This window comes from Streptomyces sp. KM273126 (assembly GCF_004337435.2).
In the GTDB taxonomy this organism is placed as follows: domain Bacteria; phylum Actinomycetota; class Actinomycetes; order Streptomycetales; family Streptomycetaceae; genus Streptomyces; species Streptomyces acidicola.
Map to the genome: position 1 here is coordinate 756903 of NZ_SJXB02000002.1, position 15577 is coordinate 772479.

Here is a 15577-nt window from a genome sequence, read left to right on the forward strand (position 1 = left end):
GGCTCACCGGCCCTCCTCCTGCCAGCGGTAGCCGCGCGGTGTGACCATGCGGCCCGCGATCTCGCGGGTGGCGGTGTTGCCGACGGTCACGACGGTCATCATGTCGACGGTCGCCGAGTCCAGGGACTCAAGGTCCGTCAGACGGCTGGACTCGTCCGCGCGGGAAGCGTTCCGTACGACACCGACAGGCGTCGTCGGCTCCCGGTGCCCGGCGAGGATCGCGAGCGCCTTCGGCAGCTGCCAGTCCCGGCCGCGGCTGCGCGGGTTGTAGAACGTCACGACGATGTCGGCCTCGGCCGCGGCCCGCACCCGCCGCTCGATGACCTCCCAGGGCGTGTGCAGGTCGGACAGGCTGATCGACACGTGGTCGTGGCCGAGGGGGGCTCCGAGGATCGCCCCCGCTGCGAGCGCCGCCGTGACACCCGGCACCCCCACCACGTCGATGTCGTCGGACGCCTCCGCCAGCGCGGGCGACGCCATCGCGTAGACGCCCGCGTCCCCGCTGCCGATCAGCGCGACCGCCTGCCCGCGCCGCGCCTCGGCGACCGCCGTACGCGCCCGCTCCTCCTCGGCGCCGAGCCCGGACTCAAGGATTCGGGTGCCGGGGCGGAGCAGGTCGCGGATCTGGTCGACGTACTGGTCGAGACCCACGAGCACGGCGGCGCGGCGCAGTTCCGCCCTGGCGCGCGGCGTGAGCAGGTCGCGGGCGCCGGGACCGAGCCCGACGACGGCGAGCCGGCCGCGCGCGGGCCGCCGTACGACGGCACAGGTCGCCATGGCGGGCCGCCCGTCCGCGCGCCCCGACTTCCGCTTGGGGACGAGGAGTTCGCCCCCGCGCACCAGGGCCGAGGCCTCGGCCACGGACGGCGTGCCGACGGCGGCGAGCGGCGCGTCCGACGGATTCGGCACGGTCACCTTCGCCAACTCCTGGGCGGTGTACGTCACCACGGGCACCCCGAGCCGTTCGGCCGCCCCGACGATCCCGGGCTCGCCGGCCTTGGCGTCCACGGTGGCCACCTCGGCCACGCTGCGCACGGACAGTCCGGCGTCCCGCAGGGCGCCCTCGACGAGCCCGAGGACCTCGTCCACGGGGGCGCCCTTGGAGGCGCCCACACCGACGACGAGGGTGGGGGGACGGAGGACGACCTCGTGCTCGGCGGGGGCAACCGTCCGGTCGGTGAGGCGGATGACGTACGACCCCGCGTCCGCCAGCGGCAACGCGGGCAGCGGCCAGGACACCTCCGCCTCCAGCGCGACCGGATCACCGTCCAGCAGAGCCCGTGTCACCCCCGCGACATCGCCCTCCACGGGCAGCCCGAGCGTGTCGAGGCCCGGCACGCCCACCGCGTCCGTCGCCGTGGTCACGACCGGCTCCGCCCCCAGCAACTCACCCACTTCGCGGGCGAGTTCATTGGCGCCGCCCGCGTGCCCGCCGAGCAGGGACACGGCGAACCGCCCGGCCTCGTCCACGCACACGACCCCGGGGTCGGACGCCTTGCCGTCCAGCAGCGGCGCGACCAGCCGGACCACCGCGCCCGTCGCGAGGAAGCACACCAGCTGCTCGCACTCCCCGAACGCCCGCCGCACGGCGTCCCCTACGGGCCCGTCGTACACGCGCGTGCGCTCCGGCCACGCCGCGGCCAGCCGGTCACGGGCGGCCGCGCCCGCCGCGGTGGCGGAAATCAGGCCGATCAGGCCGCTCACGGGGCAACTCCTTCGGTACGCGCCGGAGGCCTGACGCCCCACAGCAGGAAAACGGGATTGGTCGCCGCCAGCCGGGTCACGTCACCCGGCAGCGGCGCCAGCCGCGACGACTGCAACAGGACGCCGTCACAGGCGAACCCGGCGCCGACGAGCGCCTCCCGCGCGGCCGGAACCCGGTCGAGCGCCGCCATGGCGACCACCACGGTCCGCCGGGCGCGTCGCGCGCAGGCGGTGACGATGGCGGGCAGTTCGTGCCCTCCGCCGCCGATGAACACGGCGTCCGGATCGTCGAGATCGGACAGCACGGTGGGCGCCGCCCCGTGCACGACCTGTACGTCGACGCCGTGCGCCGCCGCGTTGGCACGAATTCGTTCCACGCCGTCCGGCGTCTTCTCGACCGCGGTGACGGCGGCGCCGAGGCGTGCGCACTCCACGGCCACGGAACCGGAGCCCGCGCCGACGTCCCACACCAGGTCCCCGAGGCGCGGACCGAGCCGCGCCAGTGCCAGCGCCCGCACCTCGAACTTGGTGATCATCGAGTCGCGATGCGCGAACGCGTCCTCGTCCAGGGCCCATACGGCCGGCCGGGGCGCGGGTCCGGCCACGGTGCGCAGCGGAGCGACCGCCCGCTGCTCGTCCAGGCACAGCACGACGCTCACCGCGCCGTCCCACTCCCGGCCCGCGGCCTCGGACGGCGTCACCCGCTCGACCCGCTCACGCCGGGGGTCGCCCAGCGCGGACGCCACCACGAGGACGCGCCGACTCGACCGGAGCCCCGCGCCCAGCTCGGCGGGCCCGGCGCCCGGACCCGTCAGCACGGCCACCTTCGGATGCGCCCGGCACACGTTCAGCGCGGTCCGCAGATCGCGCCCGTGCGCGCTCACCACCACCGCGTCGTCCCAGGAGAGTCCGGCACGGGCGAAGGCCGTGGCGACGGACGACACACCCGGCCGTACGTCGAGGCGGCGCGCCCCGAACCGCTGGGCCAGCACCCGGACGATCCCGAAGAAGCCGGGGTCGCCGGAGGCGAGGACGACGATCCGCCGCTCCTCGTCCTTCTCCAGGTGCTCCTGGATCGCGTCCAGCGCGGGCGCCAGCGGACCGAGGACGATCCGCTCGACCGTGCGCGGCAGCCCCGTGGCCTCCAGATGCCTCCGCGCACCCACCACCACGTCCGCCCCGGCCAGCGCCTCCTTGGCGTCCGGGGTGAGGGGCGCCCCCGTCCCCGTACCGATGACGGTGATCACGGCGTAGCACCTCGCCGGGCGGCCTCCGCGGCATCGCGAGCGTCCCGCCGCTCCTCACGCAGGGCCTTGCGCGCCGCGGGGTCGGCCTTCCGGTAGCCGTGGAAGTGCCCCGGGTGGTACAGGTGCGAGCGCGTGCCGTGCGCGTCGAGGGCCGGGCCGACCAGGAACAGCGTGTGCTTCCACAGCTTGTGCTCCTTGACGGTCTCCTCCAGCGTTTCGATCGTGCACCTCACGACCAGTTCCTCGGGCCAGGTGGCCTGGTACGCGACGACCACGGGTGTGCTGGTCGGATAGCCGCCCTCCAGCAGCTCCCGCACCAGCTGCCCGCTGCGCGCGGCGGACAGGAAGACCGCCATGGTCGTGCCGTGCCGTGCGAACTCCCGCACCTCCTCACCCGGCGGCATGGGTGTCTTGCCACCGCCGAGCCGGGTCAGCACCACGGACTGCGCGACCTCCGGAATGGTCAACTCGCGCTGGACCAGCGCGGCCACGGCCGAGAAGGACGACACCCCGGGCACGACCTCGGTCGCGATCCCGATCCCGGCACACCGGTCGAGCTGCTCCTGCGTACCGCCCCAGAGAGCGGGATCACCGGAGTGGACACGGGCGACCCGCAGACCCTGCTGCCGCGCCCGCTCGTACACGGCGACGACGTCCTCCAGCGACATGGCCGCCGAGTCCAGGATCTCCGCGCCCTCGCGTGCGTGGTCGAGGACCTCGGCCTGCACCAGGCTGGCCGCCCAGATCACGACGTCCGCCTCCGCGATCGCGCGCGCGGCACGCAGCGTCAACAGGTCGGCGGCGCCGGGGCCGGCACCGACGAAGGTCACCTTGCCGGTGGGGGCATCGGCCATGGGGATCGGTCCTCTCTCGGGCATCGTCTGGCGGGTGGTGGGGGTGGCATGGGCCGACCCCGCACTCGGACTGTCGGTACTCGGACTGCCGCTCACAACTTCCCGCCGCGTCCGCCGTCGCGCCGGGCGGGCGCGATGAGGGTGGAGAGGTAGGGAAGCGGCCCGTCATCGAGTTCGGCGGCGGACCGGATGGACTCGTCGGGCAGCCCGAGCGCGGACCCCCACACGGCGTCCTCGACCCGCCCGGTGTCCCGCAGCGCCTCGGCCACCTCCCGCGCCTGCCGCCCGAACTTGTACGCCACGACCGTGCCCGGCCCGCCCAGCGCCTCCTTCAGCACGGCGGCCCCCGCGGTCACCGGCACGAGCGTCAGCGGCTCGGTCCCCTCGGTCAGTACGGCCCCGGACCGGGCGGCGAGATCCTGCATGGCGGTGATACCGGGCACGGTCTCCACACCGGTTCCCGGCACCAGCTCCACGATCGTCTGGGCGAGATAGGTGAAGGTGGAGTACACGTTCGGATCACCGATGGTGGCGAAGGCGACGGACGAGAACTTCCCGAGCAGGTCGGCCACCCTCCGCCCGGCGGCATCCCACGCGGCCTCGCGCCGCCCCCGGTCGGTCCGCTCGTTCAGAGCGAACACCACCCGTACGACTTTCTCCTCCGGCACGTAGTGCAACACGGTCGCCTCGGCCCGCCCGCGCTCACCGCCGTCCGTTCCGTCCGGCGCGGCCATGACGGGCACGACGACGACATCGGCGGCCCGCAGAGCGTTGACGCCCTTGACGGTCACCAGCTCGGGATCACCGGGCCCGACCCCGACTCCGATCAACCTGCTGCTCATGACGTCCGGCACCTCTCCACGAACCGATGGGCCACACCGGGCGAGGAGGCCCAGTGGGTGTGCAGATAACTCGCGTGCACACCGTGCTGCACAAAACCTTCGACGCGTTTCTCCGGGGCGCGCACCCCCCAGGCGGGAGCCGCCCCCGCACCCGGCTCGACCACGGTCCGGTGGAACTCGTGCCCACGCATCCGGGTCCCGGCAGCGGCGAGCGAACTGTCGCTGACGGCGACGGCGTCCCGGTAACCGAGGCTGAGCCGTCGCGTCATACGGGCCGCCGCGTCGATCACTCCGCACATCGGCTGCCCGTCGAGCTCCCGGCACAGATACAGCAGCCCGGCACACTCGGCGGCCACGGGTGCACCGGCCAGCGCGAGTTCGGCAACGGCCTTGCGGAGGGGTTCGTTGGCGGACAGCTCGGCGGCGTACACCTCGGGGAACCCACCTCCGACGACCAGTCCGCCCGTACCGTCGGGCAGCCCCTCGTCACGGAGCGGATCGAAGGTGACGACGTCGGCTCCGGCGGCCGAGAGCAGCTCGGCATGCTCGGCATAGGAGAAGGTGAAGGCGGGCCCACCGGCGAGGGCGACGATTGGCCTGTCCGACACCTTCGGTCCGCTTGGCGTGTGAGGCCGGGCAAGGCCGGCACCCTCCAGCCTGTCCGGCGTTTGAGGACGAGGCCGTTCAGGCCGATACGGGGTTCGGGGGCGGAGCCCCCGAGGTCGGGAACGGGAAGGGGCGGCGGGGGCGAAACTCCCACGGCCTCAGCCGCGTCCCAGCCCGCACACGACAACCCACCCGCACTCCGCGCCAGCGCGAGCAACCCCTCAAGATCACACCCGGCACCCACCAGCGCCGCCATGGCATCCACGGCCTCGACAGCCGCCGAGCGCCGCTCCGCAACCGGCACCAGCCCCAGATGCCGAGACGGCGTATCCACCTGCGCCATCCGCCGCAGCACCCCGAACACCGGCACCCCGACGGAGTCCAACGCCTCCCGCACAAGCGCCTCGTGCCGATCGGACCCGACCTTGTTCAGGATCACGCCCCCGACCCGCACCTCCGGATCCCACGACACGAACCCGTGCACCAGCGCCGCCACGGACCGCGACTGCGACGACGCGTCGACCACCAGGACAACAGGCGCCCGCAGCAGCTTCGCGACCTGCGCGGTGGACGCCAGCTCTCCCTCTCCGGCGGCCCCGTCGTACAGCCCCATCACACCCTCGACGACCGCGAGATCACACCCGCGCGCCCCGTGCGCGAACAACGGCCCGACCAGCTCCGGCCCGCACAGATACGCGTCGAGGTTCCGCCCCACCCGTCCCGTGGCGAGCGCGTGATACCCGGGATCGATGTAGTCCGGCCCCACCTTGTGCGGGGACACGGCGAGGCCCCGCGCGGTGAACGCGGCCATCAACCCCGTGGCGACGGTGGTCTTGCCGCTGCCCGACGAGGGCGCGGCGACGACCAGCCGTGGAACGGAAGACGACGAGGATTTCACGACGACATCACCACTCGATGCCCCGCTGGCCCTTCTGGCCCGCGTCCATCGGATGCCTGACCTTGGACATGTCGGTCACGAGGTCGGCGAAGTCGACGAGCTCCTCCGGCGCGTTCCGCCCGGTGATCACGACATGCTGGGTCCCGGGTCGATTCCGCAGCACGTCCACGACCTCATCGGTGTCCACCCACCCCCAGTGCATGGGGTACGCGAACTCGTCCAGCACGTACAGCTTGTACGTCTCGGCCGCCAGGTCCCGCTTGACCTGCTCCCACCCCTCGCGGGCCTTCTCCTCGTTGGTCGAGTTGTCACCCTGAATGTCGCGCTGGACCCACGACCAGCCCTCGCCCATCTTGTGCCAGTCGACGGACCCGCCCTCGCCGCTGGCGCCCAGCACCCGCAGCGCGTTCTCCTCGCCGACCTTCCACTTGGCCGACTTGACGAACTGGAACACCCCGATCGGCCACCCCTGGTTCCAGGCCCGCAGAGCGAGCCCGAACGCAGCGGTCGACTTGCCCTTCCCGATCCCCGTGTGGACGACGACCAGAGGCCGGTTACGACGCTGACGAGTCGTCAGGCCGTCGTCCGGCACCACACTCGGCTGCCCCTGCGGCACTACGCGGCCCTCCTTGAACTCCCCTGAACTTCCTTGACCAGCCCGGCGATCGAGTCCGCCCGCAACGCGTCGAGCGTCACCGCCGTGCCACCGAGCTCACCCGCGAGCCGCCCGGCGAGCCCCAGCCGCACCGGACCGGACTCGCAGTCCACGACCACGGACGCCACACCCTCGGCCGCGAACAGCCGCGCGGCCCGCCCTGCGAGGGCGACCGGCTCCGGGCCACCGGTGGCCCGCCCGTCGGTCACGACCACGACCAGCGACCGCCGCGCCGGGTCCCGCAGCCGCTCCACCCGCAGCACGTCATGGGCCTTCAACAGCCCCGCGGCCAACGGAGTCCGCCCACCCGTGGGCAACGACTCCAGCCGGACCGCCGCCGCGTCCACCGACGACGTGGGCGGCAGCGCCACATCGGCGGCCGCACCCCGGAAGATCACCAGCCCCACCTTGTCCCGCCGCTGATAGGCGTCCAGCAGCAGCGAGAGAACAGCCCCCTTGACGGCGCTCATCCGCTGCCGCGCCGCCATCGACCCGGAGGCGTCCACGACGAACAGCACGAGGTTCCCCTCACGCCCCTCACGGGTCGCCTGCCGCAGATCGTCCCGGCGCACGACCAGCCCCGGCCCCGACCGCCCCCGCGCCCGCTGATACGGCGCGGCAGCCTGCACGGTCGCCGCCAGGTGCAGCTTGGTGAGCGCTCCTCGGGGCCGCCGGGCACCCGTGGTCCGCCCGTGCTCCGTCCGCGCCCGCGAGCGCCGCCCGGCGGCACCCTCACCGATGCCCGGCACGCTCAGCACCTTGGTACGGAAGGGCTCGGAAGCCCGTACGGCGGACTGTTCGGAGGCGCTCGGCGCCCGGGGCTCGCCGTTCTCCCCGGCCTCGGGCCGCGCACCCGTGTCCCCGCCCTGCGGCCCGGCGTCCGGCGCCGGCTGCCCGCCGCCCCCGCCCGGCCCGCTGTCGTCGGGCCCGGGATCGTCGTCTCGACCGTCGTCCTGCCTGTCGTCTCCGGAGAACTCCTCCAGCGTCTCGTCGAGCTTGTCCTCGTCCAGCCCCGGCGCGTCGAAGGGGTTCCGCCGGCGCCGGTGCGGCAGCGCGAGCAGCGCGGCCTGCCGTACGTCCTCGGCGAGTACGTCCGTCCGCCCGGCCCACGCGGCGAGCGCGGTCGCCGTCCGGGCCATCACGATGTCGGCCCGCATACCGTCCACCTCGAAGGCCGCGCAGGTCGCCGCTATCTGCCGCAGCGCCCCGTCGCCCAGCCGCACCGACGGCAGCAGCTCCCGCGCGGCCACGATCCGTGCCCGTACGGCGGCCTCCTCGTCGGCCCAGAGCGCCGTGAAGCCGGCCGGGTCGTCGTCGTACGCGAGCCGCCGCCGCACGACCTCCACCCGCTGCTCGGGCTCCCGCGAGGCCGCGACCTCCACGGTCAGCCCGAACCGGTCGAGCAACTGCGGCCGCAGCTCGCCCTCCTCGGGGTTCATGGTCCCCACGAGCAGGAACCGCGCCGCGTGCCGTACGGAGACACCCTCGCGCTCCACGTACGACGCGCCCATCGCGGCCGCGTCCAGCAGCAGATCGACCAGGTGGTCGTGGAGAAGGTTGACCTCGTCGACGTAGAGGATGCCGCGGTGCGCGTCCGCGAGGAGTCCCGGCTCGAAGGCCTTCACGCCCTCCGCGAGCGCCCGCTCGATGTCCAGGGCGCCCACGAGCCGGTCCTCGGAGGCGCCGACGGGCAGTTCGACCATGCGCGCGGGGCGTGCCGCACCGGGGCCGGCCTCGTGCGGCCCGTCCGGGCACGCGGGGTCCGGCGCGGCCGGAGCGCAGGAGAAACGGCACCCTGCGACGACGTCCACCTCCGGCAGGAGCGCCGACAGGGCGCGCACCGCCGTGGACTTGGCGGTACCCTTCTCGCCCCGTACGAGCACACCGCCGACCGCGGGCGACACCGCGTTCAGCAGCAGCGCGAGCCGCAGGTCGTCCTGACCGACGACCGCCGTGAACGGAAACGGAACACTCACTGGTCGTCGCCCTCCAAGTCGCCCTCCATGTCACCTTCCAGATCGCCTTCGAGCTCCAGATACGTGGCACGCAGCCGCTCCAGCGTGTCGGCGTCCGGCTCCGCCCACAGCCCCCGGTCCGCCGCCTCCAGCAGCCGCTCGGTGATGCCGCGCAGCGCCCACGGGTTGGACTTCTTCATGAAGTCCCGGTTCTCCGCGTCGAAGACGTACTCCGCGCTGAGCTTCTCGTACATCCAGTCGTCCACGACCCCGGCCGTGGCGTCGTACCCGAAGAGGTAGTCGACGGTCGCCGCCATCTCGAAGGCGCCCTTGTAGCCGTGGCGCCGCATCGCGGCCATCCAGCGCGGGTTGACCACGCGGGCGCGGAAGACGCGGTGGGTCTCCTCGCCCAGCGTTCGGGTCTTCACCTGGTCCGGTACGGCGGAGTCGCCGACGTATGCCTCGGGACTCGCGCCCGTCAGGTGTCGGACCATGGCGACCATGCCGCCGTGGTACTGGAAGTAGTCGTCCGCGTCGACGAGGTCGTGCTCGCGGGTGTCGACGTTCTTCGCGGCCACCGCGATCCGCCGGAACGCCGTCTCCATGTCCCCGCGCGCCGCCCGCCCGTCGAGCCCGCGCCCGTAGGCGTAACCGCCCCACACCGCGTACACCTCGGCGAGGTCGGCGTCCGAGCGCCAGTTGCGGGCATCGATCAGAGGCAGCAGACCGGCTCCGTACGCGCCCGGCTTCGAGCCGAAGACACGGGCCGTCGCCCGCCGCCGGTCGCCGTGCTCGGCGGTGTCCTCGTCGGCGTGGGCCCGTACGAAGTTCTGATCGGCCGGCTCGTCGAGCTCCGCGACCGCTCGCACCGCGTCGTCGATCAGGCCCACCACGTGCGGGAACGCGTCACGGAAGAAGCCGGAGATGCGGACCGTGACGTCGATGCGCGGCCGGCCGAGCTCCGTCAGGGGCACGATCTCGAAGCCGGTCACCCGGCGCGAGGCGTCGTCCCAGACCGGGCGACAGCCGAGCAGCGCGAGGATCTCCGCGATGTCGTCGCCCTGGGTGCGCATCGCGGACGTACCCCAGACGGTGAGGCCGACGGACTTCGGGTACTCACCGGTGTCCTGCAGATAGCGGGCGACCAGCGAGTCCGCGAGCGACTGGCCGACCTCCCAGCTCAGCCGGGACGGGATGGCCTTGGGGTCGACGGAGTAGAAGTTCCGGCCGGTCGGCAGGACGTTGACGAGTCCGCGCGTGGGCGAGCCCGACGGGCCCGCCGGGACATAGCCGCCGTCGAGCGCCTTGAGGATGTGGCCGATCTCGTCGGTGGTGCGCGCGAGCCGGGGCACGACCTCCGTGCACGCGAACTCCAGCACGGCCACGGCGCCGGGGAGTTCGGTCTTGAGGACGTCCCGTATCAGTGCGCCGCTCTCCGCGACCGCCCAGCCGCGCTCCTCCATGCCCTCCGCGATCCGCCGGCACAGCTGCTCCAGCAGGTCGACGGCGTCGGCGGCCGTACGGGACGGTCCGTCCACGAGGTCCGTCAGCTCGGCCGGCACCTTCACCGGCGCCCCCGGCTCGGCCAGCAGGTCCTTCTCGACCAGCCCGAAATGCTCGGCCAGGCAGGCGCGCAGCCCCGGCAGGGCGTTCGCCCGCCCGCCCCACACCTGGGAGGCGCGCAGCACGGCGAGTACGAGGTTGACGCGGGGTTCGCCGACCGGGCCGCCCCCGAGGACGTGCAGACCGTCGCGGATCTGCACGTCCTTGATCTCGCACAGGTAGCCGTCGATGTGCATGACGAACTCGTCGAAGTCGCCGTCGTCCGGCTGCTCGTCGACGTGCAGGTCGTGGTGCAGCTCGGCCGCCTTGACCAGCGTCCAGATCTGCGCGCGGACGGCCGGGGCCTTCGTCGGGTCCAGGTCGGAGACGAGCGCGTATTCGTCGAGGAGCTGCTCCAGCTTGGCCAGGTCGCCGTAGGTGTCGGCGCGCGCCATGGGCGGTACGAGGTGGTCGACGACCGTGGCGTGTCCGCGGCGCTTGGCCTGGGTGCCCTCGCCGGGGTCGTTGACGATGAAGGGGTAGATCAGGGGCAGCTCGCCGAGGACGGCGTCCGGTGCGCAGCCCTTGCTCAGTCCGAGCCCCTTGCCCGGCAGCCACTCCATGGTGCCGTGCTTGCCCATGTGCACGATCGCGTCGGCGCCGAACCCCCCTTCAGATGGCGCGGCCTCCAGCCACCGGTAGGCCGCCATGTAGTGGTGCGAGGGCGGCATGTCCGGGTCGTGGTAGATCGCGATCGGGTTCTCGCCGAAGCCGCGCGGCGGCTGGATCATGACGACGACGTTCCCGAACTGGAGGGAGGCCAGCACGATGTCGTCGCCGTCCACGTACAGGGAGCCCGGCGGCTCGCCCCACGCTTCCACCATCCCGTCGCGCAGTTCGGGGTCGAGCTTGTCGAACCACGCCCGGTAGTCGGCCAGCGGCACGCGCGCGGGCGCTGCCGCCAGTTGCTCCTCCGTCAGCCACTCGACGTCGTGACCGCCGGCCTCGATGAGCCGGTGGATCAACTCGTCGCCGCCGGAGGGGTATTCGGTGAGCGAGTACCCCGCGTCCCGGAGCGCGTCCAACAGCCGTACGGCCGAGGCGGGTGTGTCGAGACCGACCGCGTTGCCGACGCGGGAGTGCTTGGTCGGGTACGCGGTGAAGACGAGGGCGATCTTCTTGTCGGCGTTCTTCTTGTGCCTCAACCGCGCGTGCCGTACGGCGATTCCGGCGACCCGGCCGGCCCGCTCCGGGTCGGCGACGTACACCGGGACGTCGTCCGGCCCCTGCTCCTTGAACGAGAACGGGACCGTGACGATCCGCCCGTCGAACTCCGGGATCGCGACCTGCATCGCCGCGTCCATGGGGGAGAGGGCGGCGTCGGACTCGTCCCAGGCGCTCCTCGACGAGGTCAGGCAGAGTCCCTGGAGCACGGGGACGTCGAGGTCGGCGAGCGCTCCGATGTCCCAGGACTCCTCGTCACCGCCCGCCGACGCCTGCGAGGCGTGTGTGCCGCCGGCCGCGAGCACGGTGGCGACGAGCGTGTCGGCCTGCCCGAGGAGCTCGTAGAGCCCGGCGTCCGCGCCGCGCAGCGAACCGCAGTGGACGGGGAGCGCGTTCGCTCCCCGCGCCTCGATGGCGTCGCACAGGGTGTCCACGAAGGCGGTGTTGCCGCTCAGTTCGTGGGCCCGGTAGAAGAGGACGCCGACCGTCGGGCGGCCCTCTACCCGGGGGCGCTCGCCATGGACCCCGTACTCGGGCATCTTCTGCGGCTCGTCGAAGCCCTCGCCCGTGAGCAGCACGGTGTCGGACAGGAAGCGGGCCATCTCGGTGAGGTTGGCGGGCCCGCCCTCGACGAGGTAGCGCAGCGCCTGCGCCACCACACCCGCCGGCACGGACGACTCGGCCATCAACTCCGCGTCGGGCACGCTCTCCCCGCCGAGCAGCACGGTCGGGACGCCGGACGCCCTGAGCGCGGCCAGCCCGTCCTCCCAGGCGCGCTTGCCGCCCAGCAACCGTACGACTGCGATGTCCGCGCCCTCGATCAGCCCCGGCAGCTCCTCGGCGACATCGACCCGGGTCGGGTTGCCGATCCGGTACGGGGCACCGGAGGCACGGGCCGCCAGCAGATCGGTGTCGGCGGTCGACAACAACAACACTGTGCTCATGCGGGCGCTCCCGGTGGAATGAAGGGCAGTCCTTGCGGCGCGCCCGACTCGATGAGCCGCCACAGCGCGTCCGTGTCCGCGTGTTCCTCGATCAGGTCGCCGAGCCGGTCGAGTTGTTCCTCGCGCAGCGCGGCGAACGACGTGTCGGGGGCCGGCACGAAGCGACGCCCCGCGGCGGCGGCCACCTCGCGCAGGAAGGCCCGCCGGAAACCGTCCGACTCCAGCGAGCCGTGCCAGTGCGTGCCCCAGACGGCACCGACCCGGCACCCGTCCAGGAAGGTTTCACCGCCCGTGACGTCGGCGACTCCGTGGTGGATCTCGTATCCCTCGACGTGCTCGCCGAGGGCCTCGCCGACGGGACGGGTGAGGGTCTTCTCGCGGGCGAACCGCACCCGCACGGGCAGGACCCCGAGGCCGTCCACCTGTCCCGCCCGGGACTCGACGTCGTCCTCGATGTGCTCGCCGAGGATCTGGAAGCCGCCGCAGACGCCGAGCACGGGGCGGCCGTCGGCGGCCCTGCGGACGAGCACGTCGGCGAGGCCGCGCTCCCGCAGCCACTGAAGGGCACGGACGGTTCCCCGAGTGCCGGGGACCACCACCAGATCCGCGTCGGCGAGTTCCTCGGGCCGGTCCACGAACCGTACGACGACGCCGGGTTCGGCGGCCAGCGCGTCCACGTCGGTGAAGTTGGACATGAGCGGGATGGCGCAGACGGCGACCCGCAGGACGTCCTCGCCGACGGGGGGAGCGACGTTCGACTCCCGCACGGTCCCCCGCAGGGAGACCGCCATCCCGTCCTCCTCGTCGATCCCGAGGCCGTGCCGGAAGGGCAGGACGCCGTACGTCCGCCGCCCGGTGAGCCCGTGCAGCATGTCCAGTCCGGGCTCCAGCAGGGACACGTCCCCACGGAACTTGTTGACGAGGAAGCCGGCCACCAGCGCCTGGTCCTCCCGGCCCAGCAGGGCGACGGTCCCGAAGAAGGAGGCGAAGACGCCCCCGCGGTCGATGTCCCCGACGACGAGAACGGGTAGCCGCGGCCGGGCGTTCCGGGCGATCCCCATGTTCACGATGTCGGTGCGCCGCAGATTGATCTCGGCCGGACTGCCGGCCCCCTCACAGATCACCGCGTCATACGTGCCCCGCAACTCGGCGAGACAGTCGAGGACGGTACCGAGAAGTTGCTGCTGCCGTCCGCCGTGGTACCCGCGCGCACTCAGCTCGCCCACGGGCCTGCCCATGAGCACCACCTGACTGCTCTGCTCGCTGCCGGGCTTGAGCAGCACGGGATTCATGAGCGCGGTGGGCTCGACTCGGCACGCCTGGGCCTGCATGGCCTGAGCGCGCCCGATCTCGGCGCCCTCCCGCGTCACGAACGAGTTGAGGGACATGTTCTGCGCCTTGAAGGGCGCGACCTTGACGCCCCGCCGCACCAGCCACCGGCAGATCCCGGCGGTCACGACGCTCTTTCCGGCATCGGATGTGGTGCCGGCGACGAGAAGACCACCGCTCATGATGTACGCCCCCCTGCCGGAAACCACCGTGCCGGAATCCGTGCCTGAAACCGTGTTGGAATCCGTGCCGGAATCCGTGTCAGAACCCGCCCGGCCACACTGACGCCGAGAGCCAGCAGGCCGACGCGCCGGGACAGCCGCACGGCCCGCTCGATGTCCCGTGTGGCGACGGCACGCCCTTCTGCGTTGAGTACGGGCCGGTGCTCCACCCGCCCCGCGTAGGACAGCGTTCCGCCGAGCCGCACCCCCAGTGCCCCCGCGAACGATGCCTCCACGGGACCGGCGTTGGGGCTCGGATGCTTCGCCGCGTCCGCCCGCCAGGCCCGTACGGCACCGCGCGGGTCCGGACCGGCCACCGCTGCCAGGACAGCGGTCAGCCGCGCGCCCGGCCAGCCCGCGAGGTCGTCCAGGCGGGCGGAGGCCCACCCGTACCGCCGGTACCTGGGCGACTTGTGACCCACCATGGCGTCAAGGGTGTTGACGGCCCGGAACCCGAGGAGCCCGGGCACACCACCGAGGGCCCCCCACACGAGCGCGCCCACGACGGCATCGGACGTGTTCTCGGCAACGGACTCGACGACGGCGCGGGCGATCCCGTCGGCATCAAGGGCCTCCGGATCCCGCCCGCACAGATGCGGTAGGCGTTCCCGGGCGGCGTCGACGTCCCCCGCCTGAAGCGCCCGCCCGATGACCCGGGCCTCCCGCGCGAGCGAAGTCCCCCCGACCACGGCCCAGGTGGCCGCTCCGGTCAGCGCGACGGAGGCGGCAGGGGATGGACGTACAGCCCGTGCGGCGGCGGTGGCGAGGGACACGACACCCCCCACGCACACGGCGGTGTGCAGCGCGCCCCACCCCCGGTGGTCCCGCCACAACACCCGTTCCACGGCGCCCGCGGCACGCCCGAACACGGCGACCGGATGCCCCCGGCGAGGATCGCCCAGGAGCAGGTCGCCGAGAAGCCCGGCGGCGGCGCCGTACGCGAAGACGCGATCGGCACGCATGCGTTCAGCCGGCCACTGTGACCGAGGTGACCGCTGGATACGGCAGAGCGCTGGTGCTGGATCTCAATCGGCAGCCGAGCATGGCGATATGTCCTCACTCAGGGTGTCCACGCCCTGGTTCGACGAGACCGGCGGCTAGAGTTCCTGGCTCCCGGGGATTGCTACCCCGGTCACAGTGGCGGGACCGCGCCGGACTTTCACCGGCTTCCTCTTCTGCCGTCGTACATGGCTCCGGCAGTCCACCACGCCCTTGGAAGAGCCGTCAACTTGCCGTTGACCTGCGAAGGGAGAGTGTGCTGAGGCCCACATACGAGTGGGGTGCGGGACGGTGATCCGTCCCGCACCCCACTCGTTCGCGTGGCCCCGGTGTCAGGCCACGATCAGATAGATCCCGTACGTCACCGCCGCCGCGCACGCGGCGAAGCAGGCGTATGCCGCCGTCGTGGCGAGAGCCGCCGAGGTGCCGGAGGCCGTGGCCGTCTCGCGCTTGGAGAGGCCGAGGATGCCGAGGGTGAAGAGGCCGACGAGGGCCACGGTGACCACGAGACTGACTCCGAAGACGGAGCCGAGGGCTGCCCAGTCGATGTGCATGGT

10 protein-coding genes, 1 pseudogene and 1 riboswitch are annotated in these 15577 nt (G+C 72.9%); all 11 genes and pseudogenes read right to left on the reverse strand.

Annotated elements, in window-relative coordinates; translation table 11 throughout:
• Window positions 1–3: 3 nt before the first annotated feature.
• The 11 genes and pseudogenes from cobJ to E0500_RS34000 all read right to left on the reverse strand — a co-directional run bounded on the left by cobJ (window position 4) and on the right by E0500_RS34000 (window position 15574).
• A complete protein-coding gene (gene cobJ, locus E0500_RS33950; protein WP_131567052.1) occupies window positions 4–1695 on the reverse strand; it encodes a precorrin-3B C(17)-methyltransferase in 1692 nt (563 codons plus the stop codon).
• Between the two features lie 5 nt (window positions 1696–1700).
• Window positions 1701–2951 carry a precorrin-6y C5,15-methyltransferase (decarboxylating) subunit CbiE gene (gene cbiE / locus E0500_RS33955; protein WP_131567009.1) on the reverse strand — a complete coding sequence of 417 codons (1251 nt, stop codon included), beginning with the start codon at window positions 2949–2951 and terminating at the stop codon, window positions 1701–1703.
• Window positions 2948–3805, reverse strand: a complete 858-nt coding sequence (gene cobM / locus E0500_RS33960; RefSeq protein WP_131567012.1) for a precorrin-4 C(11)-methyltransferase — start codon at window positions 3803–3805, stop codon at window positions 2948–2950. The genes cbiE and cobM overlap by 4 nt, the downstream gene beginning before the upstream one ends.
• A 92-nt stretch (window positions 3806–3897) precedes the next feature.
• Window positions 3898–4647, reverse strand: a complete 750-nt coding sequence (gene cobI, locus E0500_RS33965; RefSeq protein ID WP_131567015.1) for a precorrin-2 C(20)-methyltransferase — start codon at window positions 4645–4647, stop codon at window positions 3898–3900.
• Window positions 4644–6151, reverse strand: a pseudogene (locus tag E0500_RS33970) (cobyrinate a,c-diamide synthase). Before E0500_RS33970 ends, cobI begins: the two are co-directional and overlap by 4 nt.
• 7 nt (window positions 6152–6158) lie before the next feature.
• Window positions 6159–6767 carry a cob(I)yrinic acid a,c-diamide adenosyltransferase gene (gene cobO, locus E0500_RS33975; RefSeq protein ID WP_131567021.1) on the reverse strand — a complete coding sequence of 203 codons (609 nt, stop codon included), beginning with the start codon at window positions 6765–6767 and terminating at the stop codon, window positions 6159–6161.
• A complete protein-coding gene (locus tag E0500_RS33980) occupies window positions 6767–8782 on the reverse strand; it encodes a putative cobaltochelatase (protein WP_131567024.1) in 2016 nt (671 codons plus the stop codon). The genes cobO and E0500_RS33980 overlap by 1 nt, the downstream gene beginning before the upstream one ends.
• A complete protein-coding gene (gene cobN, locus E0500_RS33985) occupies window positions 8779–12471 on the reverse strand; it encodes a cobaltochelatase subunit CobN (protein ID WP_131567027.1) in 3693 nt (1230 codons plus the stop codon). Before cobN ends, E0500_RS33980 begins: the two co-directional genes overlap by 4 nt.
• Entirely contained in the window at window positions 12468–13982 is a 1515-nt protein-coding gene (locus E0500_RS33990) for a cobyric acid synthase (RefSeq protein WP_131567030.1), read from the reverse strand. The genes cobN and E0500_RS33990 overlap by 4 nt, the downstream gene beginning before the upstream one ends.
• Entirely contained in the window at window positions 13979–14983 is a 1005-nt protein-coding gene (locus tag E0500_RS33995; protein ID WP_258573711.1) for a cobalamin biosynthesis protein, read from the reverse strand. Before E0500_RS33995 ends, E0500_RS33990 begins: the two co-directional genes overlap by 4 nt.
• 115 nt (window positions 14984–15098) lie before the next feature.
• Window positions 15099–15242, reverse strand: a riboswitch (cobalamin riboswitch).
• A gap of 110 nt (window positions 15243–15352) precedes the next feature.
• The gene (locus tag E0500_RS34000; RefSeq protein WP_131567033.1) at window positions 15353–15574 is read right to left on the reverse strand and encodes a hypothetical protein; all 222 of its coding nucleotides are present in this window, start codon (window positions 15572–15574) and stop codon (window positions 15353–15355) included.
• Between the last annotated feature and the right edge of the window lie 3 nt (window positions 15575–15577).